Genomic DNA, 25,761 nt, shown 5'->3' on the forward strand with positions numbered 1-25,761 from the left:
ATTTTGTAGATGAGAGGATGGGAGCGAAAAGCATGTCTTCACAAATGGATTGGTATTTACATGAGGTTGAACGATATGAGCAATTGGGTTTCTTAAGAAAGAAAACATTAATGGAGGAGCTAGAAATTATCGCTGAACAATTTCCTCATAACATAGCAGTTGTGGAAGGAAATCGACGCCTAACTTATCAAGAATTGCTTCAAGAAATTGAGCAATTATCGACAGGCTTTTTGTCATTAGGTTGGCGGCAGGGTGATCGGGTTTTATTACAATTACCAAATACAATTGAGTTTATTACTGTATTATTTAGTCTACTAAAAATAGGTGTGCAGCCTGTTCTGATGTTACCTTCTCATAGAGAAATAGAAATTGATACAATCGCAAAGATGGTACAGCCAATAGCTTATATATGTTGCAACGCTCATCTTGGTATTCAGTATGAGTGCATGGCTGCACAAATCATCCCTCTGCATAAAAGTATTCGATATATTGTGACGGTTGGTAAATCTACCGTACAGTGGCCAGCAACTTTTACACATGTAACATTAGATCAGCTTAAAGAAAGTAGCTATTCATTAGTGGTTAGTGATTTACCACATTATAGAGATACTGCGTTATATTTATTGTCTGGTGGCACTACAGGTATTCCGAAAATTATTCCGAAAATCCATGAGGCGTATGCTTACAATGCACTAGCCTCTGCTGAAAAATGTGGGATTACTCCTGAAACTGTATACATGGCAGTACTATCTATTTCACATGATTATCCGTTATGCTCTCCAGGCATATTAGGTACTCTTTTTACAGGAGGCAAAGTGGTATTATGTCAAACTTCTAGCTTTGATGAAGCATTTCAAGAAATAGAAAAGGAACGTGTGACACATACCTCAATTGTACCAACAATAGCTAGCTTATGGTTAGAAGCTTTTGAATGGTATGAAGAATTGGATATGTCGAGTTTAGAGGTTGTTTTAATTGGTGCTGCTCACATAGAGCAAAAAACAGCTGTTCATTTTATGGATAAATTTCAATGTAAAATACAACAAGGATATGGATTAGGGGAAGGAATAACTTGCTTCACAGCATTAAATGATCCTATAGAAACTGTTACGAGCTGTCAAGGGCGAGCAATTTCTTTAGGTGATGAAATAAAGATTATAGATGAGCTAGGAAGAGAAGTTCCTCAAGGTGAGCTTGGGGAATTGGTGGCAAAAGGACCGTATACATTTGGGGGTTACTATCAAGCACCTGCTTTAAATGCTGATATTTTCACAATAAATTATTTTTTACGTACTGGTGATAAAGCACGTATAACACCAGAGGGGAATATACAAATTGTTGGTAGAGTAAGGGAACAAATTAATCGTGCAGGTGAAAATATTATACCCTCTGAAATCGAAAGCTTTCTACGAGCACATCCAATTATTAAAGATGTAGCTGTTATCGGTTTGCCAGATAAAGTGTTAGGAGAGAACATTTGTGCATTTTTAGTTACGGATGGACAAAGAATTGAACGAGATGAGATATGTAGTTTTCTAATCCAACTAGGCGTTGCTCAATATAAACTTCCAGATCAAATCATATATGTAGAGCGGTTACCATTTATAAATGTAGGGAAGGTTGATAAGAACAAATTAAAACAGATTACTATAGAAAGAGAGGCGTCAAAGTATTGAGATTAAAGAATGATCTAGATAATATCCAAAGTCTAGTGTTGGAAGTCAATCATCTACTCGGTATACAGAAAGAAATACATGAGGATCAAAATTTATTAGAATTAGGCTTAAACTCCTTACAAGTGATGAAATTAGTTGGCAAACTAAAAAAAGTTGGGGTAACAATTACCTTTAAAGAATTAATATCCGAGCCGTATTTAAGTGCTTGGAATAAAATAATAAATAGAGATTATGTATATACAATTAATAATGATAACGAACTATTAGAAAATCAAGATAAGACAGTAGCTAATATGTATGAACCTTTTCCATTAACAGATGTACAGTATGCTTATTGGGTTGGACGACAAAGCGGTCAATATTTAGGTGGAAATGGCTGTCATGGTTATATGGAAATTGATGGGCGGAATATTGATATAGAGCGGCTTAAAGCAGCATGGGCATTAATAATTCAGCATCATCCTATGCTCCGTGTCAAATATACAGAAGATGGTCAACAGCAAATTTTAAAAGAATCACCTTTTACAACTATTGATGTCCACGATTTTACAACTTGCTCGCAAGTCGAGATTAGCAAAAAGCTAGAAACTATTCGCGCTAATACCTCACACCGGCTATTGGCAATTGATCAAGGGGAAGTAGCTTGCTTACAGCTATCTCTATTACCAAATGGTAAAACTCGTCTCCATTTCGATATAGACTTACTTGTAGCTGATGTTCAAAGTTTCCAAATTATTTTAAGAGATTTAGCGGCAGCTTATTCTAGACAGCAAAAACCGAAGGCACCTGAAAATTGGAACTTTGCAAAATATCTACATGATAAAGCACTAGCAATTGCCAATGAAGAAAGCTACGCAGAGGCTTATTGGAAAAACAGGTTAACTACTTTGCCATTAGGTCCAAAACTACCGTTATCAAACAATGCTGAGTTGATACAACACACCCCTAAATTTACAAGAAGGGAGCATTTTTTAGAAGAACAATCTTGGAGTAAGCTTAAATTGACTGCCTCACACCATAACGTCACACCTGCAATGGTATTGTTAGCAGCTTATGCCTATACATTAAGTAAATGGAGCAGTGAATCTCGTTTTATTATTAATATTCCATTGTTTAACCGAGATACTTTGTCTGAAGAGATAGAGCAAGTTGTAGCTGATTTTACTACGCTACTATTATTGGAAGTCGATAGTGAAAATCGACAACATTTTTTAGCATTTACGAAAAGTTTACAACAGCAACTTCATCAAGATTTAAACTATACCGCTTATTCAGGTGTGAAAATTCAACGGGATATGGCTAAGTATTTCCCAGATGAAAAAGTGTTTGCTCCGATAGTTTTTTCATGTAATTTAGGCGTACCACTAATAAATGAGGAGTTTAAAGATGCATTTGGTACTATTCATTATATGATTTCACAAACGCCACAAGTTTGGTTGGATTTCCAAATGTTTGATATGGATGATGGTTTGTTATGTATTTGGGATGGTTTAGATGAATTATTCCCTTCGGGTTTGTTGGATGACATGTTTGAACTGTTTATCAAAACTATTGATTGGTTAATTGAAGATGAACAGCATTGGCTTCAACAGCCAGCTATCGAAACAAAAGCACAAGAAGTAAGACGTCAATTAATTGATAATGCCACAATAGAAGATCATGCTCAAGGCTTGCACACGTCTTTCTTCGAAAAAGCAAAGCAACAACCACAAGTTATAGCGCTTATAGATGGTATAAGTCATAAAGAAGTTAGTTATGAGACGCTGTCATTACAAGCGGAAAAGGTTGCTGCGGCCCTGTTACATAATGGTTTTAAACAAGGTGATCGAGTAGCTATTTCATTGCCAAGAGGATTAGAGCAAATACAAGCGATTTTAGGAGTACTAGCTATTGGAGGCTGTTATGTTCCTGTACATGTGACACAGCCTATTGAACGTTATAAAAAAATTATTGAGAAGGCAAATGTTTCTTTTATTCTAACAACGGCCTCCTACGAAGAAAAGTACCAAGATATTGAACAAGTACAAGTTATTATGATGGAACAGATACATCAATTTGGTCATGTGAAGTTTCCTAAAGTAGATGTAAACCGTTCTGCTTATATTATTTTCACATCAGGTTCAACGGGAGAACCAAAAGGTGTAGAAATTAGTCATAAGGCTGCTTGGAATACAATTGCAGATATTAATAAAAAATATGATATTAGCAAAGAAGATCGTATTCTAGCATTATCATCATTAGATTTTGATTTATCTATATATGATATATTTGGTCTTTTAAGTGTTGGTGGTAGCCTTGTCCTTATATCAGACGATACGGCTCGAAACGCAGATATTTGGTTAAAGTTAATATGTAATTACCGTATTACATTATGGAATTCAGTACCTGCTTTATTGAAGATGTTATTAATAGAAGCCGAAAGCGTAAAAATGATTTGTCAAAATTTACGTATTGTGATGTTGTCAGGAGATTGGATTAGTTTAGATATTCCTGAGAGACTGTTAAAAGTAGCACCGAAAGGGCTATTAGTAGCAATGGGCGGTGCGACAGAAGCGGCAATTTGGTCCAATTATTATCATGTCAATCATCCAATACCAGCAAGTTGGCGTTCAATCCCTTATGGAAGATCCCTGAAAAATCAGTTTTATAGAATTATTGATACAAATGGGGAAGACTGTCCGAGTTGGAAAGCAGGAGAGTTGTGGATAGGAGGTGCCGGTGTAGCCAAAGGATACGTAGGAGAGCCACAATTAACTACTGAACGCTTTATTGAAGAGAAAGGTATTCGTTGGTATAAGACAGGGGATATCGGTCGATTTTGGAACAACGGCCTTATCGAGTTTTTAGGAAGAAATGATTCACAGGTAAAGGTACGGGGTCACCGTATTGAATTAGGTGAAATCGAAAGTGCCATTAGAAGTTATGAAATAGTTGAGGATGCTGCTGTCACGGTCAGAGGAGAGGAAAACCAATATTTAGCCGCTTATATTGTAAGTAGTTCTGAAAAAGAGCAAGTACAAACTATTAAATATAATAAACCAATGATTGATTGGTCTTATATTGTTCAATTAAAAGAGAATGGGGATTTTACTAAAACTTACAATGAGAATGAAAATCGTTATCGGTCGTTAAAGGATTATTGTGAATATCTTACTATGGAGATGATTAGTAAAATAATTTCCAAATTAGGATTTCCGCTAGAAAAAGATGTTCGTTACAATATTTTAAAAATAATAGAGCGAGAAAAAATTAACAGCAGATATCAAAGTTTAATATATCAATGGTTTAGTTTTTTGGAAAAAAACAATTTAGTTTCTTGTGAAGGATCTACTATTCATAATAAACAATGCTTAATCGTTAATAGTGAAGAACAGTTTAGTAGTTTAGAGAAAATGCAAACAACATATATAAGGGCGTTTGTTTCTGACTTTTTTGAAAAAAGCTATGCACTTTTAACGGGTGAACTAGAGCCTTTAGAATTATTGCTTCATCATAACATACATCCTTTAGAACAATTGACTGAAAACATGTCTGATGGAAAAAAACAGCAGGATTTAATAGCGACTCTGATTCAAACAGTTTTAAGTAATCGAACAGAACGCCAAGCACCACTCAAAATATTAGAGGTTGGGGTGCGTCATACGAACACACTTCGTATTCTAGCAGAGACTTTTTCAAAAGATGAGATTCATTATACTGCTACAGATGAGTCCAACTACTTTATAAATCGTGTTCAAAAAATAGTAGGTTTACAGCCCAATATCCATTTAAAAGTACTTGATATAAATAAATGTCCAATTTCTCAAGGTTTTATAGATGGTGAATATGATTTGATTGTGGCGTCGCACTCTTTGCATAGAGCAGTCCATATTAGAAATTCACTTAAAGATTTAAAGAAGTTATTAAAGCATGGTGGGCTATTTGTTAATTTAGAAATGACGGAGAATAATCCTCTGCAATTAGTCAGTACAGCATTTTTAGAAGATGGTTTTACACATTATAAGGATGAACGGGAAAAGACATGTCTTCCATTACTATCGGAAGATCGTTGGCTCTCTATTTTTAAAGAAGAGGGCTTCACAAATATTACGCTTCAGTCTATTGATACAGCCTTTACTCAGTATTTATTTGTAGCTCAAGTTGAAAGACAATCATTTTCAGAATTCCAGCTAGAGCCACTTAAACATTATTTAGAAAAACGATTACCAAGTTATATGATTCCTCATGTAATTATTCCATTAGAGGAGTTACCTATTACGGCCAATGGCAAAGTGAATCGAGCAGCATTACCAATCCCTGAAATTGAGCAAGTCAATTTAGCTACAAAAGAATTTATTGCACCAGCAACCCCAATCGAAATAAGGTTAGCAGAAATATGGACCGAAGTATTAGGGGTAGATGCAATTGGCATACGTGATCATTACTTTGAGCTAGGCGGGGATTCATTATTAGCTACTCAGCTTAGTGCAAAAATAAAAGAGCAATTTGCTGTCAAAATTAGCTTAGAAGCAATCTTCAATCAGCCTGTTTTTCAACAGATGGCACTGTTATTAGAGGAATTAGTGCTACAAAAGACAAACGAAGAAACGGAGAAAAAGCTACCAACTATAGTGCCTAATGAGCGGGATCGTTTCGAGCCATTTCCATTAACAGAAGTTCAACAAGCATATTGGCTAGGTCGTAGTGGTATTTATGCATACGGTGATGTATCCACTCACTGCTATTTTGAAATGGATTGCCCAGCTCTAAATCATGTAAGAGTGGAACAAATATGGAATCGTCTCATACAACATCATGATATGATGAGGGCCGTCATTTTAAATGATGGACAACACCAACAGGTTCAAGAGTTTGTAGAGTACTATTCTATTGCATCGTACAATCTTACAAATCTTTCAACAGAACAGCAAAAAGAACAGCTTACAATAGTGCGAAGTGAGATGGAGCATCAAACATTTAATCCAAGTGAGTGGCCCTTGTTTGATATTCGAATGTCGACTATAAATGAACATAAAACAAGACTACATATTAGTTTTGACAATATTATTTTTGATGGTTTTAGTATGTTCTATTTATTTAAAGAGTGGAAGCGCCTATATGATGATTCTTCTGCAAAACTACAAGTGCTTCAAACTACATTCAGAGATTATATATTGGCTTATGAAAAAATTCGGGAAACAGAAATGTATGAGCAGGATATGCAATATTGGAATCAACGCATTGATAATATGTACCCTGCACCAGATTTACCTCTACTTGATTATAAAGGAGATTTATCTAACTGTAAGTTTACGAGATATGAAGAGAAACTATCTTCACAGCAATGGCTAGCCTTAAAGCAATTAGCTACCAAAATGAACTTGTCTCCAGCATCCTTGTTAATCGCTGCTTATGCTGAAACTTTAGCAAGATGGAGTAGTCAACCAAAATTTACAATAAATCTTACTCGTTTCCATCGTGTGCTATTTGAACCGGATGTAGAACAGCTTATAGGTGACTTTACATCGCTTAATCTTTTATCTATTGATATGTCAAAAGGAGAATCTTTTTTAGAACGTGCTAGAAATGTTCAAAAGCAACTATTGCAGGATTTAGAGCATCCTTATGTGGGTGGTGTATATGTAGAGCGTGCAATAGCTAAAAAGTGGAATCGTCAAATGGGCATAATGATGCCATTTGTCTTTACGAGTGGATTAGGGCTTGAAAAAAATAATGGGGCATCAACAATGGGTGGCTATTTAGGAGATATTGTATATGGATTATCTCAAACTCCTCAAGTTTGGCTTGATCATCAAGTTTCAGAGCAAAAAGGTGAACTATGGCTAAGCTGGGATGCAATAGAGGAGATTTTCCCACGGCATTTAGTCATTGGCATGTTTGAGGCATACATCAGTATTTTAAAAGAGCTTTCTACGAAGGAAGATTTATGGAAAAAAAGAATTGGAAGTCTTGTGCGTTTACCATCTCAAGAGCAAGTAGGAAAAATTAAAGGGCAGGACACAGAAATATCAAATGAGACGTTGTTAAGTCTTGTTGAAAAACAAATAGCTGAAAATCCTACTAATATCGCAGTGTTCTCAGAAGAAAAAACTATTACGTATCAACAGCTATGCCATTTAAAAAATCATACTGCTCAATCATTACTTGAACGGGATAGTACTAAAGGGAAATTAGTTGCTATTGTTATGGAAAAAGGATGGGAACAAATAGTTGCTGCATTGGGGATTATTAAAGCAGGGAAGGCATATTTACCGATTGATTGTACAACGCCTATTGAACGGATGGAATTTCTTTTAAAAGAAGGAGAAGTTCAATCCATAGTAACACAAGCACATATACTCACACAGCTACCCTTCCTAAATGATTATCATGTGACGGTCGTTGATGCTAAATGGGCACATCAAGAATGTCTAGTCGATAGTCCTGACTTGTTGCCTTCAGATTTAGCGTATGTCATTTATACTTCGGGTTCTACTGGTAAGCCGAAGGGTGTCATGATTGATCATAGAGGTGCAGTAAATACAGTATTAGATATTAATCATCGACTTGCTGTTTGTACGGAGGATCGTATTCTTGCGTTATCTAACCTAACGTTTGATTTATCCGTATACGATATTTTTGGCATACTTGCTGCTGGTGGTGGAATTGTTATACCAAAAGCTGAGCATGTAAAAGAACCTGCATATTGGAAAAAATTAATACAAAATCATCACATCTCCATTTGGAATACAGTGCCGGCCTTTATGCAAATGTTAACAGAATATAGTAGGAATATAGAGTCTGCTCAGTATCCAACACTAAGGGCTGTGTTATTGAGTGGTGACTGGATTTCATTAAGCTTGCCTACAGATGTTTGGGAAATTGCGCCAAAGACTCGAATATTGGGATTAGGTGGTGCGACGGAGGCGTCTATATGGTCAAATAGTTTCGATATACAAACAGTAAATAGGGATTGGAAGAGCATACCTTATGGCAAACCTTTAGCCAATCAATATTACTATATACTAAATGATCAAATGGCAGCTTGTCCTGTGAATGTACCAGGGAAATTGTATATCGGAGGATTAGGACTTGCCATGGGGTATTGGAAAAATGAAGAGCGGACAAATGACCAATTTTTACTTCACCCAATTACAAAAGAACGTCTATATGATACAGGAGATCTAGGGCGATATTTACCTGATGGCAATATTGAATTTTTAGGGAGAGCAGATTCACAAATTAAACTAAATGGCTATAGGGTTGAAATAGGTGAAATAGATTATCACCTAGCTAAATTGCCTACTGTGAAGGAAGCGGCAACAATTGTTCATAAACGTAATGGAGCAACAATATTAGTGGCATATGTAGTATTAGAAGATGAACAAAATGGTCTAACTATTGAACAAACCAAAAATTTATTGGCACAAAAATTACCTAATTATTTGTTACCTACTGTGTACAAATATATTGATAAAATGCCACTGTCAGAGAACGGAAAAGTTAACCGTAAATTTTTACAACAGTTACCTCTAGAGCAAGAGGAGTCATCTGAATATAGAGAGCCTTTTACAGAGATGCAAAAAGAAATAGCGAAAATTTGGGAAGAAATATTGTCTTATTCATATCCTGGAATTGATGATGATTTCTTCGCATGTGGAGGTAATTCTTTAATGGCCATTCAAATCATCGGAAAAATAAAGGAGAAATTTAATATAGCGCTTTCTATTCAAACATTATTCACTCATTCACGTCTTGAACAACTAGCAGCATTCGTTGAGGAAAACAGTGTCACTATGGAGGAAGGTGCTCTATGAGACAATATCACCTTTCTCGAATAATTTTTATGATTGTCATTTTGGCCTTCATAAGTGGGTGTAGTGAAGATACAAAAATGACCAAGCATTCTTCACTAAAAATAGGTGTGTTGCGTATCGATGATAGTCTGCCTCTTTATGTTGCAGAGAAGGATCAGCTTTTCCAAAAATATGGTGCCGATGTTGAGCTTATAGAGTTTGGCAGTGCCTCTGATCAATCGAAGGCGATGGAGGCTGGTGAGCTAGATGGCATGATGACTGATATGATCGTTCAAAATTTAATAAAAAAGGGGGGCATTGATGTTAAAACGATTGCATTAGCATTAGGTGCGACGGAGAAGGAAGGAAGATTTTTAGTCGTTTCTTCTCCACATAGCTCTATTGTTGAACCGAAGCAGCTAGTAGGGCAATCTGTCATGATCTCTGAGAATACAATGATGGATTATTTAATGGAGCAATATGAACGGCATTTGAAACTAGATTCTTCTGAAATAACGAAAATTCATCTTCCGAATCTTTCATTACGTGTAGATACAGTATTAGCTGGAAAAGAAGCGCAAGCAGCTATATTACCTGAGCCATTGGCAAGCTATGCTGTTGCACAAGGTGCAAATATTGTCATTGATGATACAACACTTGGAGAGAACTTTTCCCAATCAGTCATCGTTATGACACAAAAAAACATAACAGAAAATAGAGCTGTGATTGAAAACTTCCTAAGAGCTTACAACGAAGCGATTAAACAGTTAAATCAGCACCCAGAAAAATACTTTGAACTTGCTCTAAAAGTGGCAAACGTACCGGAAATATTAAAAGGGCATTATGCAGTTCCAGTTTTTACTCCTAATTGTGTGCCAGCACAAGAAAATGTCGAGCGTATATCTGATTGGTTAGTTTCTAGAGGACTATTGGACAAAGCTTTTCCATATGAAGATCTAGTAGAAACGTCATTGGAAGAACAATAAAAAGGGGGATATGTCGTGTATAGAATTCAGCATGTTGACTTAGCGTACAAGACAGCCTCAGGTACGGTTAATGTCCTGCAAAACATTAACCTTCAAATATCTTCTGGTGAATGTGTAGCTATTGTTGGTGTTTCTGGTAGTGGGAAATCCTCTTTATTAAAAATTGTAGCTGGTTTGGAAAAACCGAGTAATGGAACCGTTTATTTTGATGGAAAAGAATTGAAAGGACCACAAGGTAAAAAAGCTTTATTCAATGAGATGCTAGATAGATGCCATAATAAAATAATAATAATGGTAGCGATGACTATACTATATGTCTTCTTCACACGGCTCTCCCTTTAGTAATTGTTTAATTCGTTGTTGTTGACGATACATGAAAGCAGGATTACGTCGCTCCTCTATCTGATAATCATTCTCAATGGTGCCTGCAATTGTTTTTCCATTAGCGTGAAAGACGACGATGCGATCGCTCATCATCAACGCTTCATCAATGTTCTTTTTCGCGATTCCTACAGGTTTACTTATGGGGTGGAATAAAAAGATAGATCTTTTATTAAGTCCTTTATTATATGTGCTTTATCCTATCCCAAAGGTTGTTTTTTTACCAATTATTCTCGTGCTATTTGGATTAGGGGATGTCCCAAAAATCATGTTAATTGCCTTTGTTCTTTATTTTCAATTGGTAGTAGTTATTCGTGATGCCGCAAAAGGAATTCCTTATGCTCAGAAACAAGTTATTCAATCATTGAACGCTACAAAACTACAAACACTGTGCCATTTGACACTACCCTATTGCTTACCGAGCGTAATGACTTCCTTGCGAGCTTCATTAGGAACAGCATTAGCAATCCTATTTATAGCTGAAACCTTTGCATCATTTAGTGGATTAGGTTATTACATTTTAAATCGAATGGATAGTAGAGATTACTTAGCTATGTATGCAGGTGTAATAGGGCTAGCTTTATTAGGAGGAGGGCTATATGCCCTTATTAATATCGTAGAAAATACTATTTGTAGATGGTATAAATTGATGGCAGATAGCAGCAGTAATTAATAAGGAGATTAACTATGGATATACAAGAAAGTATGATACGCTCAACGATTCAAGGCTTTTCTACTTCTTATTTGCTATATACAGCTTGTGAATTAGGGATATTTGATGCCTTATTCGATGAACGAAAGCATGTAACGTTATTGGCACAGGAATTAGCGCTTGACGAAGAAATGTTCTTTCGTTTTATGCGACCATTAGTAGCTTTGAAATATATGGAGGAAGAAAATAATTATTTTAAATTACTTCCTTTAGGGGAGAAATTATCAGGACAAGCAAGTGATTCATTAAAGGATTTTTTATTATTCACAGGCAGACAGGCAATGCCTTATTGGTCGAAGCTTTATGAAGCGATGAAAACGAAGAAAATCCCTTATCAATTAGTAGAACAACAGTCTTATTTTCAAGCGCAAGTACAGCAAAATGAAAAATTTGAAGTGTTTAATAAGATGATGAGTAAAACAAGTGAACGGCTTCAACTAGAAGCATATTTTGCAGAAAAAAAAGATTGGTACTGCATCAAAAAAATTATCGATGTTGGTGGAGGATCTGGAGAGATAATCGCGAAATTTTTGGAATTTTACCGCAATGCTCAAGGGATTGTAATAGATCTGCAACATGTACAACAAAAGGCAGAAGGAAAATTGGAGCTTTACGGCATCAACAGTCGATGTACATTTCAGGCAGGAGACTTTTTTCAAGAGGTACCTAAATTGGGTGATCTCTATATTTTATCGCGAATCCTCCATGATTGGGAGGATGAAGCAGCAATCACAATTTTACGTAATATCGCTCAAAGTATGGGCGAAAATTCTACACTAACTATAATTGAAAAATTATTACCAGAGGTTATTGAAGGAAATGCCTCGCATTTATATATGACGGATTTAAATATTTGGACGATGTGTGGAGGTAAGGAAAGAACACAATCCCAATTTGAGGCGCTATTTCATCAAAGTGGATTAACGATCAAAGCACTTTATTCATTAAAAGAAGATGACTATCTAATAGAAGTTGTGAAAAAGGACTTCGAATATCAGGAGGGAATATTATAACATGAAAAAATTATTAGAGGAGTATCGTGAGCTGGGAGTGAACCTTTGGGTAGAAGATGGAAAATTACATTTTAAGGCTCCAACTGGTGTACTTACAAATGAACGTAAAGAGAGATTGAAAGAATATAAAGAGCAACTCCTTGATTATTTACAGAAGGAACAACAATCAATTATTCATGATACTGAAAAACGCTATGATTCCTTTCCGCTTACTGATATTCAATCAGCCTATTTAGTAGGTAGAAGCAACAATTATCGTTATGGAGGAGTAGGTTGTAAAGTATATGCAGAACTAGTTGGCACTACTTTTGATCCTACACGGCTTGAAAAGGCATGGCACCAAGTCATAAAGCGACATGATATGCTCCATGCGATAGTGCATCAGGAGGGTTATCAGCAAGTATTAAAAAACGTAGAGCTCCCAACTATACAAGTTATTGATTTATCAGATGAAGTACCTGAAGTAGCCAATCAACGATTATTACATGTAAGAAATGAGTTATCTGTTAAGCAATATGCTCCTGATAAATGGCCGTTGTATGACCTAGTCCTTACACAGCAAAAAAATCAAAGTGTTATTCATCTATCTATTGATATGTTAATTGCTGACTTTGTCAGTATCAATGTATTAATAGCAGAATTAGAACACTATTACTATACAGGAAATACTCCATTACCAGCTTTAGATATTCAATTTAGAGATGTCATGATACAACAATATGAACAACATGATCGCTCGATTGCCAATGAAAAAGCTAAAAATTATTGGACTAGTCGTTTAGAAACTTTCCCAGAGGCGCCAGAGTTACCCGTTCAAAGCGACAAAATTGATAGCAATAAAATTCGTTTTGAACAATTTAATTTCCTGTTACCTAATCATAAATGGCAATTTTTAAGTCAGAAGGCAAAAGATCATCGGCTAACTCCTTCCAGTATTATTTTAACAGCGTTTGCTGAAATTATTGGCTTATGGTCAAAACAATCTCACTTTTGTATGAATATAACGATGCTTAATCGACCTAATATTCATGCTCAAATTCATGATGTAATTGGAGATTTTACGACCATCAATCTGTTAGAAATACATGCAAAAAGAGATAGAGCATTTTATGAGCATGCGGCTGAAATACAACAGCAGCTATGGACAGACTTAGAGTATCGCGACTTTTCAGGAATTGAAGTATTGCGTGAATTAAAGCGACATCGTAATCGTGATGTTATTATACCGGTAGTATATACAAGTACATTAGGTGCAGACGCGAATAGTCATATGTCTGAAAATGAGCCTAAGTTGAAATTAGCATATAAAATTAGTCAAACACCTCAAGTATGGATTGATTGTCAAGTATCTGAACAACCGGATGGAATATTAATAAATTGGGATGTACGTGAAGGTATTTTTCCAAGTGGGCTAATCGATTCAGCCTTTCAATTTTTTGTAGATCACTTAACAAAACTTGCAACTAACGAAACAACATGGACAGAACGTCAATTATTAGGTTTACCTGAAGCAATGCAAAAGATTAGAAATGAAATAAATAAAACAACGATTGATTTACCTAAGGGGTTACTCTATGACAATGTGCTAGATGCTATTGCACAATATGCTAAAAATATAGCTATTTATGCAGATGGTAAATATTTTACATATGAGGAGCTCGGTCGTTATGTTTATGCCATTCAACAGGTATTGATTAATAAAGGTGTGCGGCAAGGAGATTTTGTAGCAATTGACTTACAGAAGGGTATTTGGCAAATTGCTGCTGTAATAGGAACATTAACAGCAGGTGGCGTGTATTTACCTTTAGATATTGAGCAACCGATTGCTCGTAAAAAAAATATTATAAGTGAATCACAAACCACTTTTATTTTAGGTCATGCTAGCCATAGTGATTTATACGAACAAGAATCTCTTTCCTTTATTGAAGTCGAGCAATTAAACACTGCTTTAGAAGCACAGTTAATTCCTGTACGTGTAGATGTAGAACAGCCAGCTTATATTATTCATACGTCTGGCAGTACAGGAAAAGCGAAAGGCGTTATTGTTAGTCATAGGGCAGTACTGAATACAATAATGGATATGAATCATCGTTTCCAAGTAACAGAGCATGATCGAGTTTTAGCAATTGCCAATTTAGCTTTTGATTTATCGGTATACGATATCTTTGGATTATTAAGTGTTGGTGGTAGCGTTATATTACCAGAGCATAAACGTCTTAAAGATCCAAAACATTGGTTGGAGCTTTTAACATCTCATCAAGCCACTATTTGGAATTCAGTACCAGCCCAATTGCAACTTCTTCATGCATACATGCAGGATACGACAACAACTCTTCATAAAAAATTACGTTTAGTATTTTTATCTGGAGATTGGATACCTGTTACATTACCAAAACAAATGGCACATTATTTTGAACAAGCGAAATTTATCAGCCTTGGTGGAGCAACAGAAGCAGCAATCTGGTCTATTTATTATCCAATAGATGTAAATACTACCTATAAGAACAGTATTCCTTATGGTAAGCCATTAGCAAATCAATATTTTTATTTGTTGAATAAGGAGCTAGAGTCATGCCCTGATTGGACAATTGGTGATTTATATATTGGGGGAGAGGGGCTTGCCACCGGCTACCTACAGGATGAAAAAAATACTACAGCGAAATTTATTGTCCATCCTTACACTGGAGAGCGTTTATATGCAACTGGAGATATAGGGAGATTCCTACCAGATGGTGTGATTGAGTTTTTAGGGAGAGAGGATACTCAAGTAAAAATTAATGGGCATCGCATTGAGTTAAGTGAAATTGAAAGTTCTATGCAACGTATGCAGCAGGTAGAGCATGCAGCGGTTATTGCAAGTAAAGATTTGGCAAGTAAAGAATTTAACATTTCAGCATTCGTGCAAGCAAGGAAAAATACAAATCAAATAAAAACATTGGTTTCTTCAGAAAGATTAACAACTGTAGTTAAAAACGCTGGAGATCAAGCGACCCATAATGTAGATCGAGAGTTATTTGCACAATGGTCTACAATTTCAAATTGGACAGCCGTACTAGATATTATGAAAACATTCCAAGACTTAGATATTTTTATAGATGATCGAGAATTTTCTATAAGTGAAATTCAGCAAATAGTCAAAGTACATCCATACTACCATCAGCTACTAAGAAGATGGCTGAATGTTTTATGTAAAGAAAATCTTATAAAGCAAAATCCAGCAACGTCAAACTATTATCTAGTCAATAAAGATTTACCACACAATGCATCAGAAATCTCTTGGCTAAAATGGAGAGACATTGAAGAAAAAATGCAGTATGGAAAAAAACTTGTGGATTACTTTGAAGATTCAAGTAAGCATCTTTTAGGTTTACTTCGCGGGGATATTGATTCATTAGATTTATTTTTCCCTAAAGGAAGCTTTGATATTGCTTTAGCGGCATATAAAGACAACCTAATTAGTCGTTCATTAAATCAAGTTACAATTCAAGCTGTCCATACAATTGTAGATGAATTTAGAAAGGCTTATCCAGAGAAAACGTTCCGAATTTTAGAGGTAGGAGCTGGCGTAGGCGGTGTAAGTTTAGAGTTAATACCAACATTAAATCATAAAAATGTAGAATATGTTTTTACAGATTTATCACAATTCTTTTTAAATGAAGCGCGAAAATCGTTTGAACCTTATAAGTGGGTTACATATGGTTTGTATGATATCAATCAATCCTATTGGTCTCAAGGAATTCAAGCATCTTCCTTTGATTTGATTTTATGTAATAATGTTTTACACAACGCTAAGAAAGCTCCACAAGTGTTACAAACCTTTAAGGAAATGACAGTTGAAGGAGGAGCGTTAATAGTAGCAGATACGACCGGGGAAAACTATTCACTTCTTACATCAATGGAATTTCATGCTGGTCTAAATGATTTTGAAGACTTTAGAAAAAACAATGATCAAGTATTTTTCAATTGTGAACAGTGGCATGAGTTATTTGCAGCAACAGAGGTGGAGATAGCCGGTGTATATCCTACAAAAAATGATCCATTATCCGCTGCAAATCAGGCAGTATTTGTCGGTCAATTTATAGGTGAACGTAAGAGACTTTATGCGAGTGAGGTTCAGCAACATTTAGAAAGACAACTACCAAAATATATGATACCAGTGCATATTGAAGTGCTTCGTGAACTACCGTTATCTGAAAACGGCAAAGTGGATCGAAGTACATTACAAAGTCGACTAGAAGCATCCAATCCATTTATTGCACAATCCGGTGAATCTCCGCAAGGTGACTTAGAGAAAAGAATTGCAGAAATTTGGGCGAAAGCACTAAATAGAGAAAGTATTTGGCGCAATGAAAACTTCTATCAAGCAGGTGGCGATTCATTACTAGTTGCACAAGTTGTGGCAGCAATGAGAGATACACTTTCAGAAGTGGAGCATTGGGAGTGGGATCAATTAATGGTAGAGATTTTACAAACACCGACGATTGCAGAAATTGCAGAAAAGATAAGTCACTCGCTTGAAAATCATCAAACAATGCAGGATGAAACTGCCTCAGATACGAAAACATCTTTCGTTATATTAGCTGAAGGAGAGGTTGGCGGAAAAATTAAAGTACTATTCCACGATGGAACGGGAACACTTACACCTTACAATCAATTGCTCCCTTATTTGATAGATGAACCTAACCGCAAAGACACGATAGCAGGATTTATTTTTGGTGATGAAGCAGATTATTTAGCCTATACACCTGAAACACTTATTCAAAATTTAGGGCAAAAATATGCGCAACAATTGTTAAAGCTAAACGCTTCAAACTTTGAATTAATAGGGTACTGTATGGGAGGGCTTATTGCTGTTGAAACGGCAAAGGTGTTACTTGCAGAAGGTGTTCAAGTTGAACCAGTCATTACAATAGATACTACGCCTTGTGATGCAAAGCTTCGAAATGATCTATTAATGGAAAGAACATTTGGTTTATTAATAGGCGCTGATCTTGTAAAAAGTGGTCACGATGTCGAGGATGAATTACTTAAAAAAGCACTACATGATTTAATCAAAAAAGAAGCGAATACCATTACAATTGAAGATTTATGTAATCTAACCGGAGAGTTTGCACCAATTGCACAATGTTATCAAAAGCTTTCTAGCAAGTCTCCTAAACAGAGATTAGTAGATTTATATACTACCGTTCCAGCTTTGCAAGGTGATATTTCAGCTTTTCAAAAGCAACGAATGGTAACGCTATATCAAATCTTCTGTCAAAGCTTTAAAGGTGTTGTATCGTATGGAACCGAGCCTTTCATGGGAGACGTAGTTGCATTTAGTTGTATTGATAAAATATCATCCTTTTTACCGGTAATTGGTACAAGAAACGAAGAATTTTGGAGAGATATTACATTTGGTCATTTAAATATCATTCCTATAAATGGTAATCATATTACGTGTTTGCAGGAGCCTAATGTGAAAGAGACTGCTCAATTACTGCTTAAAGGAGTAAGCCATGAACCATCAATTTAAAATAGGAATTATTGGCTACAATGGGGTTGTTGGACAAGCGGCTGTAAGATATTTAAAAGATAAATACCCATTACGCTGTGGGAGTAGAAGTGAGCATAAAGAACATTCTCAATTAGACAAATTTATGGAATATATGCAGGTAGATATATATGACCAAATAGCGCTAGAGACATTTTGTGCAGGTTGTACAATCGTGTTAAATTGTGCAGGCCCCTCGTATAGCATTATTGATAGAGTGGCTCAAGCTGCCATAAAAGCTGGGGCCCATTATGTCGATGCATTTGGGGCAGATTTGTTGGAGAAGAAATTTATACAACAGGAGCTAACAAATATAATGATTCTTTCAGCAGGAAGTTTTCCCGGTTTATCGGGGATTCTTCCTCGCCTATTAGCTCAAGAAGGATTTGACCAAATAGATAAAATAAGCGGCTATGCAGGAGGAGAAGAAGCATATAGTAAAGGCGCAGCAGCTGATATAATGCTTAGCTCCATCTATGGTTTTGGTACAGCGAATGCCTTTTATAAGGATGGAAAAATAGTACGTGATATAGCACATACAGAAAAAATAAAAGTGGAAATTAATGGTGAGGAAAATACTGTCTATGCTCAAAGGTATATAACAAATGAAACAATTCGCCTTGCAAAAAAGCTACATATAACTGAAGCACATTGGCATAATATTTATTCAAATAAAGCTGTTTTTTCATTATTACAACAAGCGTGTATACAATTAGCAATGAAAAATACGCCTGAACATTTACATCAAATTGTAGATGACCTGATGGAAAAACTTATCATTTTCCCTGTTCGACAAACATGGTACACACTCGTCATAGAGATGATTGGAAAATTTAAGGGACAATCGATACGACGACAAGCTCAATTACTTTGTCAAAATAGCTTTACGATTAGTGGAATTATTTGTGCGTTATCTGTAGAAGCCATTATAGAAGGGATAATTCAGGAAAATGGAGTTTATTGGGCTTGCGACATATTGAATCCAAGTAATGTTATGCGAGAATTGCATGAACAGTGTGTGATAGAAGATTTTATCATTACTTCACAGACAGAAAATCACCTAGACTTGGAGGAAGGGATATTATGAGGCCATTAAGAGTAGTCGTTTGTGGTACGAAGTTCGGTGCTTATTATTTGCAGGCAATCTTAAATTTACCATCTCTTTATAAGCTTGTAGGTATTTTATCTAAGGGTAGTAACCAGTCGCAAGAACTCGCCAATACATTGAATGTTCCACTTTACACAACTGTAGAAGATATAACAAATGAGCAGGTGGATGTTGCGTGTGTTGTTGTTAAATCAACGATCGTGGGTGGAGAAGGGACAAATATAGCACAAGCATTTTTAGAGAAAGGTATACATGTTATACAGGAGCATCCTGTTCATGAGGATGACTATGTAAAGCTAATTAAAAGTGCGAAAGTAGGTAATTGTAAATATCACTTAAATAGTTTTTATCCAAATGTCGATGCTGTACATTCCTTTATACAAACGGCGAAAACATTAAGAGAAGTTAGTGATATTATTTATTTAGAGGCGGCTTGTAGTATCCAAGTATTATTTCCAATGCTAGATATTATAGGGCAAGCCCTTGGTAGTTTACAATCCTGTATATTTGAACCAGTTAATGACCCTACAGAGCATAACCCTTTTTATATGCTATCTGGACAAATACGGGACACCCCTGTGACATTACGTGTTTTCAATCAAATGGATTTAGCTAATCCAGAAAGTAACATTTATTTATTGCACAGAGTGACTTTAGGAACGAATAGAGGAACATTGTATTTACCGGACACGCACGGTTCAGTGCATTGGATGCCATGTATGAGTTCGTCATTAAACGAATCGCCTATATTAAATAAGAGAATAGACAATAAATTTCTAAGCTATCCAGTAGAGGAGATTGTCTTTACTGCACAAAACAATAGCTTCGAAGATCACTATAAAAAAATATGGCCTAAAAGCGTTGAACGTTCTCTTCTAACATTTTATGAAGATATTTGGAATCGTTCTTACTTTAATCAAACAACACAATATTATTTAACAGCTTGTAAATTATGGAATGATATTGGCAGAAAAATAGGACCCTCTCAAAAAGTTTACATACGGGAACGAGAACCATTAAGAATGAAGGATATCAAGGAGGATGAAGAATGGTTGTGGTAGACGTTAAAAAGTGGTTTCCTTTTGTGGACGAGTTAGATTACGAAAATAGTAATAAGCTGTTCTGTTTCCATCATGCTGGAGGCAGTGCCGCCGCTTTTAGAAATTGGAAAACATGGGAGCAGAACTTAGCTGTATTTCCGATAGAGCTACCTGGTAAATCAACAAGAATAAAAGAACAGTATATTACAGATTATCTTCATGTGATGCCACAAATTGCAGAAGCAATTAACAGAGTAACAAACCAAACGCGAATATATTTTTATGGTCATAGCATGGGAGCTATTCTTGCTTTTAAAACAGCCTGTTTACTAGAAGAAAAATATAAGAAAAAAGTGAATTTATTAATAGTAGCAGGTCGCCATGCACCTCAAGATCATTTCCCTGATGACTATCAAACATATATGGATGATAGTGAATTAGTTAAAGAATTAATACGAGTAGGAGGTACTCCGAAAGAGTTATTGGAAAATAAAGAAGTTTTACAACATATTTTACCAATAGTGAAAAATGATTATCGTTTGAATGAGTCTTTTGATTATCGTAATGAATTATTTCATGGTCCGATTGTTGCTCATTGCGGAACTAATGATCCAGATGCGCCTGCAAGTAGTATGAAAAATTGGGGAAATGTCACGACAAATTCTTTTAATTTGAAAGAGTTTTCGGGAAGTCACTTTTTCCCATATGAAAATAAACAGGATTATTATAAGAGTTTGGAGCAGAACTGTATACAGAGTTCTTCTAAGATTTGTATTAAGTAAAAAAAATTTAAAATGAGGGTATCTTAAAATTAGAGATACCCCCGTTTTGTATTCATATAAAGTATTTATTGAACCTGTAAAAGCTGTAATATATCCTTACCAATTTGCCCAGGGTTTGTCTACATTTACCCATTTGACTACCTCAATATTTTTCTTAGTAAGCACACGTTTTTTGTTATAAAAATCGTTTCTTAAGTCTTTAAATAAACCATCTACAACATTTAAATAGACCTTCGACAGTTTTAAATTTTCAAGCGATGAATAGTCTTGTTGTAATGACCGAATGGCCATGTCTAATTTTATATAGTCGTATAAGATTGGTCGATCTTCGTGATTAATCATCAGTGTCCACCAGCTTTGCATCTTGTATATCATTAAATGCAATACGTTTTACTGATATATCTGTATCCAGTAATAGCTCCCTTTTGTGCGGATACATCCCTGTTACTAATCAGTTTTGTCATGCAAATGCTGATTATGCCACAGTGTAAGTGTAACTAGTTAATTTACTTTTTAAGGTATTATATTTACAGTAGCTTATTCAGCAAAAGTGCAGGATTATGGAATAAAGGTTTATATAGAATGGGGGAATACATTTGCGAGATCGAGGTTCAATAGTTTTGATTAAAGATAAAAAGGTAGGACTGATTAAGAGGGTTCGAGAAGGTTCAGTTTATTATGTGTTTCCTGGTGGAGGAATAGAAGATGGAGAGACACCTGAAGAAGGAGCTAAAAGAGAAGCGTTAGAGGAATTAGGTGTTACGGTTAAAGTTGGTAAGTGCATTGCAACAATCGAATTTAATGGAACTCAATATTTTTTTCTTGCTGAGATAATGCATGGCAATTTCGGCACAGGGAAAGGTGAAGAGTACACAGATAAGAAAAGACAACGTGGAACATATCTACCGATGTGGGTAGATATAAACCAGCTATCTTCTATTGACGTTAAACCAAAAGAATTAGCTATAAAAATACAATCGTTATTCAATTAACGGGTGCTTTGCTTCAAGATGGGATTCCACAGAGATTTCATCTTTTTTCTTATTCAACTAAACCAGCTAATAGTTTGTCAATAATTTTCTGTTAAAAGTTTAATAGGCATGTGCTATACTAAAAACCTTCCTAAAGTTTGTTTTTGGAAGGTTTTGTTTGATTTAGTTGTACTTACTTATCAAGCTAAATCTTGGTACGTAGTTCTATTTTTTAATAAGGCAAAAATCCAATGTAATAGTTTATTAATACAAGCTACTATCGCTACTTTAAAAGGTTTTCCTTCGTCACGTTTTTTATCATAAAACTCACGCAATTTCTTGTTTCGAGGAATGATTTTATCGTCTGTTTTAGTTTTCCTGCAATCTCGTATTGCACAACGAACAGCCATGAATGGGGCTAAAAGAGAATTAAAATGATGCAAATAAAGTATTCTAAAAAAGCACAACAAGATTTTGTTTATAGGTAAGAGCTTATGAAAAAGAATAGATAAAATTTGTAAGAATCCAAGCATAGAAATTATAAAAGACCTGAATTGGCGAATTTAATAATGAGCACTCTATAATCACATAAATAGTAAAAGGTGCTGCTCCATAGTCAAAAAACTACAGCGACAGCACCAAGTCATTTATTAGTGGAAATATTTATCGACACGTTGAAGTACTTCGTCAGCAGAAAGACCGTCAGCGTCAATAACAGGTCCTGCCATGATAGGATCGCTAATTCCCATAATATCTCTGTCTTGCCCAGTGATTACACAGGCATCACATTTTTTTGCATCTTCTTCAGTACGAAGTTGAATAACTTCATAACCTTTTGCCTTTAAAGCGTCTTCAACGTTCGTTAATGATTGTTCCACACCAATTATTTTAGACATTACTCTTCCACCTCCTATATGTAATGTGTCATATAGGCTTGCTAATTATTCACGTAATTCATTTTTTTGTTATACACATTTAAAATGGCGGGAAAATAGAGAAATTCATTTTCCATTGCAACGAAATGATATTAGCAATTATATATGCTGAATAGGAGAGATTTTAAATGAGAAGTCTAAAGATAAAAATAATTAGTATGTTATTTATTATCGCATTTATCTGGATGATTATGCTACATAATGCTGGACCATCCAAGCCTGTTGTTTTGACAGAGGGAAAAGAAGTACCAACAGTACAAGGCACATATTGTTGGAAAAATATTATAAATAATGAATGTGTTGATAAAATTTCACCGCCTGAAATTATTGCTAATAATAAAATTGTTCCGTTTTCTGTTTCACCACAAAGTGAAATTAAAATTAGTTTTAAGAAACCACCGATTGATGGGATAGAAGTAGACAAATGGTTGAGCAACGATGAGATTGAGCTAGTAAAGGTAAAAGATAATGTTTTCTCTGTACCGAAAGAGAAGGGGACTTATATATATAGTATTTCGGGAAGATGGGACAAAGGAGGTTCTTCTTATATTTTTGCTATAGAGGTAAAATGAATAGGGTGATTTTAAATTAATAAAAGACACATTGAAGGTTAATTTCCAATGTGTCTTTGAATAATAAATTACTTAATTATACGATTGATTGCATAAATTGGATAACTTGATCCTCTTGAATGGAATCAACAGCTATTTTATTTCGACTAATCTTTTGACATTTTGTACATTGATGGATAAGTTGAAAGCCTTTTTTTCCTGTATAATCGACTCCAATTGGTCTCATCAAACCTTTACAAGTACTCGCTCTGTCTCCAGGAACATGATCCATATGTTTTGAAAATAAACAGATTGGACAATGATTTCTGAAACTTCCGTTCGTTAATGGTTCAACCATCGTACTGCAATTTTCACATTGAAATGCTGTATTCTCATTTTTTCTACTCAATTGCTCTTCCTCCAATATATTATTTCAACATTGGAGAAAGGGTTCCGTTTTATTTTTCTACTATAGTAGTATCAGGCTTTTATAGGGAATGAACCAATTCACCGTCTTGTTCTTCAAAACGATTACTTCTAGTTCCTGCTTCACAAAGACTTATTTCATCCTTTGATCCGGACCACGATTGATTTTGTATATTTGTGCCAACCACTGTAAGACGGACCGCTCCATCTTCCACTAGTAGGTGTTCTCCTATAATCACTGACTTCGGCATTCGTCCCCTAACGAGCAATTGTTTTAAATAGATAAAATGTCAATTCATCACCCCTTATCATATAAGCATTCGTATTCACCATTTATAGGTTATCAAATTTATTGAATTGTTTAAATAGTTTATTTTTGCGACAAAGTTTACTTTGGATCTAAAAAAAGGGGAATCCGACCAATCATTTCAAATGATTGGTGAGACACCCCGTTTCCTTTACTTATTGAGGAAGATAGTCTTGGCCATTAACTGTTAGTTTAGAAGGTGAAATTAGAATTTCTTTATTTGCTTTGAAATATGGTTCTAAAATAATGTGAAATGCTTCCCAATTTTCTCTGATTTTTTCAGCTTCTTCTTTTTTATCAAGCTTAATAGCTTCTTCATAAAGCTGTTTTAATTGCTTGCTATCCGCTTCGCTAACTTTGAAGTCAAAGTCAGCCATGTATTCTTCAAATGGTTGAGGCTTAAAGAACTGATCAATGATTTCATAGAATTCATTCCATGTTTTTTCAGCTAACTCATCATTTTTAGCTTTTTCCGCTTTTTGAGCATCTTCATAAATAGTTTTTAGTTTTACTAAAGTTTCAGCAGGGATATCAAACTCTTTGCCTTCCATGTACTCTTCAAATGTTTGAGGTGGATAAAGTTCAGCAATATACGGTTCAAGGATTTTATGAAGTTCATCATATTTTCCGTATGCATTTTCCTCCTGACCATCTTTTTCAAGCTTTACCCATTCTTCATAAATAACTTTAAGCTGTTTTTTATCATTTTCTTCTATAACTATATTTTTTTCACTAAAACCTAAATTTTCTATATACTCTTCAAAAGGTATAGGTTGCCAATTTGCTATATAATATGGGTTAGTAATTTTACGCATGTCTCTAGAAATCTCGCTTATTTCCTCATATATCTTGTCTGCTTCTTCAAATGCTTTATTTTCCATTGCTTTAAAAGCTACTTTTTCCAGCTTCTTCACTTCATTAAACATTTTTTCTAGTTTTGTTAGCTCTTCATTTGTTACCTCTTTAGGCAAGTCTTTTTTATAAGCTTCGAATGTGTAGAAGTCTGAATAATACTCTACTACGCTACCTTCGACTGTGATTTCCTGTCCTTCTACTAAGTTCATTTTGTCTAGTTGTTCTTCAGAAAATTTATAGAAACTGATATAGTAGTTTTTACCGTCTCTATCTTTTAGATACATCCCATCATCACTGATGCTTTTAATCGTTCCTGTAACTTGTTGTTCGATTTGAACAGTAACACCATTTGTTGGTTCTACTGCAGTAGCTCCTGCTTGAAGTGGCGTCAAAACAGCCATTCCTATTGTTAATGCTGAGGCAATCATCCATGTTTTTTTAATCGGTTCTTTCATGATCATTTCTCCCTTTTATTTACTATGGAACTTAACATTTCCAATATTTAGACGGATTTCCAGTGGGAAAGGTTCGTTGTTTTTTTAAAATTTTAAAACAGTCCATGTTATTTAAATAAAACACCACATATTATTGGGAAAATCTTATAAATAATGAGTGCGTTGATAAAATTCTATCACCAGAAATTATTCTGTTTTCTGTTTCACCTCAAATTAAAATTAGATTTAAGAAACTACCTACCGAGGGGATAGAAG

At 35.1% G+C, this 25,761-nt stretch carries 18 protein-coding genes and 1 pseudogene; 12 read left to right on the plus strand and 7 right to left on the minus strand.

Annotated elements, in window-relative coordinates; genetic code table 11:
- Positions 1–32: 32 nt before the first annotated feature.
- Genes ACIQ7T_RS21505 through ACIQ7T_RS21520 form a run of 4 tightly spaced genes read left to right on the plus strand, consistent with a single transcriptional unit; the run spans position 33 to position 10,779 of the window.
- Positions 33–1,676, plus strand: a complete 1,644-nt coding sequence (locus ACIQ7T_RS21505) for a (2,3-dihydroxybenzoyl)adenylate synthase (protein WP_370082673.1) — start codon at positions 33–35, stop codon at positions 1,674–1,676.
- Positions 1,673–9,472, plus strand: a complete 7,800-nt coding sequence (locus tag ACIQ7T_RS21510; protein WP_402873362.1) for an amino acid adenylation domain-containing protein — start codon at positions 1,673–1,675, stop codon at positions 9,470–9,472. Before ACIQ7T_RS21505 ends, ACIQ7T_RS21510 begins: the two co-directional genes overlap by 4 nt.
- Entirely contained in the window at positions 9,469–10,437 is a 969-nt protein-coding gene (locus ACIQ7T_RS21515; RefSeq protein WP_370082669.1) for an ABC transporter substrate-binding protein, read from the plus strand. The genes ACIQ7T_RS21510 and ACIQ7T_RS21515 overlap by 4 nt, the downstream gene beginning before the upstream one ends.
- A 15-nt stretch (positions 10,438–10,452) precedes the next feature.
- On the plus strand, positions 10,453–10,779 hold the full coding sequence (locus ACIQ7T_RS21520; protein WP_402873366.1) for an ATP-binding cassette domain-containing protein: 327 nt from the start codon (positions 10,453–10,455) through the stop codon (positions 10,777–10,779).
- Here the strand turns inward: ACIQ7T_RS21520 and ACIQ7T_RS21525 are convergent.
- Entirely contained in the window at positions 10,747–10,911 is a 165-nt protein-coding gene (locus ACIQ7T_RS21525; protein WP_402873369.1) for a hypothetical protein, read from the minus strand. The two genes, ACIQ7T_RS21520 and ACIQ7T_RS21525, sit on opposite strands and share 33 nt — an antisense overlap.
- Before the next feature lie 16 nt (positions 10,912–10,927).
- On the opposite strand from ACIQ7T_RS21525, the gene ACIQ7T_RS21530 reads away from it, so the two are divergent.
- From ACIQ7T_RS21530 to ACIQ7T_RS21555, 6 genes are read left to right on the plus strand one after another with little or no spacing between them, the layout of a single operon-like run.
- Positions 10,928–11,491 (plus strand): ABC transporter permease, encoded by a 564-nt coding sequence (locus tag ACIQ7T_RS21530; RefSeq protein ID WP_402873464.1) that lies wholly within the window; start codon positions 10,928–10,930, stop codon positions 11,489–11,491.
- Between the two features lie 14 nt (positions 11,492–11,505).
- Complete coding sequence (locus ACIQ7T_RS21535; protein WP_402873372.1) at positions 11,506–12,543, plus strand: methyltransferase; 1,038 nt, start codon at positions 11,506–11,508, stop codon at positions 12,541–12,543.
- A 1-nt stretch (position 12,544) separates the two neighbouring features.
- On the plus strand, positions 12,545–18,058 hold the full coding sequence (locus tag ACIQ7T_RS21540) for an amino acid adenylation domain-containing protein (protein ID WP_402873375.1): 5,514 nt from the start codon (positions 12,545–12,547) through the stop codon (positions 18,056–18,058).
- A complete protein-coding gene (locus tag ACIQ7T_RS21545) occupies positions 18,042–19,163 on the plus strand; it encodes a saccharopine dehydrogenase NADP-binding domain-containing protein (protein ID WP_402873378.1) in 1,122 nt (373 codons plus the stop codon). The genes ACIQ7T_RS21540 and ACIQ7T_RS21545 overlap by 17 nt, the downstream gene beginning before the upstream one ends.
- Positions 19,160–20,245 carry a Gfo/Idh/MocA family oxidoreductase gene (locus tag ACIQ7T_RS21550; RefSeq protein ID WP_370082657.1) on the plus strand — a complete coding sequence of 362 codons (1,086 nt, stop codon included), beginning with the start codon at positions 19,160–19,162 and terminating at the stop codon, positions 20,243–20,245. Before ACIQ7T_RS21545 ends, ACIQ7T_RS21550 begins: the two co-directional genes overlap by 4 nt.
- Positions 20,239–21,006, plus strand: a complete 768-nt coding sequence (locus ACIQ7T_RS21555; RefSeq protein WP_370082655.1) for a thioesterase II family protein — start codon at positions 20,239–20,241, stop codon at positions 21,004–21,006. The genes ACIQ7T_RS21550 and ACIQ7T_RS21555 overlap by 7 nt, the downstream gene beginning before the upstream one ends.
- A gap of 96 nt (positions 21,007–21,102) precedes the next feature.
- Here ACIQ7T_RS21555 and ACIQ7T_RS21560 read toward each other — a convergent pair whose 3' ends face one another.
- Positions 21,103–21,348, minus strand: coding sequence for a YhjD family protein (locus ACIQ7T_RS21560; RefSeq protein WP_402873382.1), 246 nt, complete (start codon positions 21,346–21,348; stop codon positions 21,103–21,105).
- A 254-nt stretch (positions 21,349–21,602) separates the two neighbouring features.
- On the opposite strand from ACIQ7T_RS21560, the gene ACIQ7T_RS21565 reads away from it, so the two are divergent.
- Entirely contained in the window at positions 21,603–21,998 is a 396-nt protein-coding gene (locus ACIQ7T_RS21565) for an NUDIX hydrolase (RefSeq protein WP_402873385.1), read from the plus strand.
- 179 nt (positions 21,999–22,177) lie between these two features.
- On the opposite strand, the pseudogene ACIQ7T_RS21570 reads toward ACIQ7T_RS21565, so the two are convergent.
- Positions 22,178–22,396 (minus strand): annotated as a pseudogene (locus ACIQ7T_RS21570) (IS110 family transposase); the annotation flags it as partial.
- Positions 22,397–22,627: 231 nt separating this feature from the next.
- Positions 22,628–22,873, minus strand: a complete 246-nt coding sequence (locus ACIQ7T_RS21575) for a YkuS family protein (protein WP_132358618.1) — start codon at positions 22,871–22,873, stop codon at positions 22,628–22,630.
- 167 nt (positions 22,874–23,040) lie between these two features.
- Here ACIQ7T_RS21575 and ACIQ7T_RS21580 point away from each other — a divergent pair, with 167 nt between their 5' ends.
- Entirely contained in the window at positions 23,041–23,484 is a 444-nt protein-coding gene (locus tag ACIQ7T_RS21580; RefSeq protein WP_402873388.1) for a hypothetical protein, read from the plus strand.
- A gap of 76 nt (positions 23,485–23,560) precedes the next feature.
- Here the strand turns inward: ACIQ7T_RS21580 and ACIQ7T_RS21585 are convergent, their stop codons facing one another.
- The 3 genes from ACIQ7T_RS21585 to ACIQ7T_RS21595 all read right to left on the minus strand — a co-directional run bounded on the left by ACIQ7T_RS21585 (position 23,561) and on the right by ACIQ7T_RS21595 (position 25,506).
- Positions 23,561–23,872 carry an RNHCP domain-containing protein gene (locus ACIQ7T_RS21585; RefSeq protein WP_370082645.1) on the minus strand — a complete coding sequence of 104 codons (312 nt, stop codon included), beginning with the start codon at positions 23,870–23,872 and terminating at the stop codon, positions 23,561–23,563.
- A 79-nt stretch (positions 23,873–23,951) separates the two neighbouring features.
- Positions 23,952–24,140: a hypothetical protein gene (locus ACIQ7T_RS21590; protein WP_402873391.1), complete on the minus strand. Its 189-nt coding sequence runs from the start codon at positions 24,138–24,140 to the stop codon at positions 23,952–23,954.
- A gap of 211 nt (positions 24,141–24,351) precedes the next feature.
- Positions 24,352–25,506 (minus strand): hypothetical protein, encoded by a 1,155-nt coding sequence (locus ACIQ7T_RS21595; protein WP_402873394.1) that lies wholly within the window; start codon positions 25,504–25,506, stop codon positions 24,352–24,354.
- Positions 25,507–25,761 lie beyond the last annotated feature (255 nt).

This window comes from Lysinibacillus sp. NPDC096212, assembly GCF_044763105.1.
GTDB lineage: Bacteria > Bacillota > Bacilli > Bacillales_A > Planococcaceae > Lysinibacillus.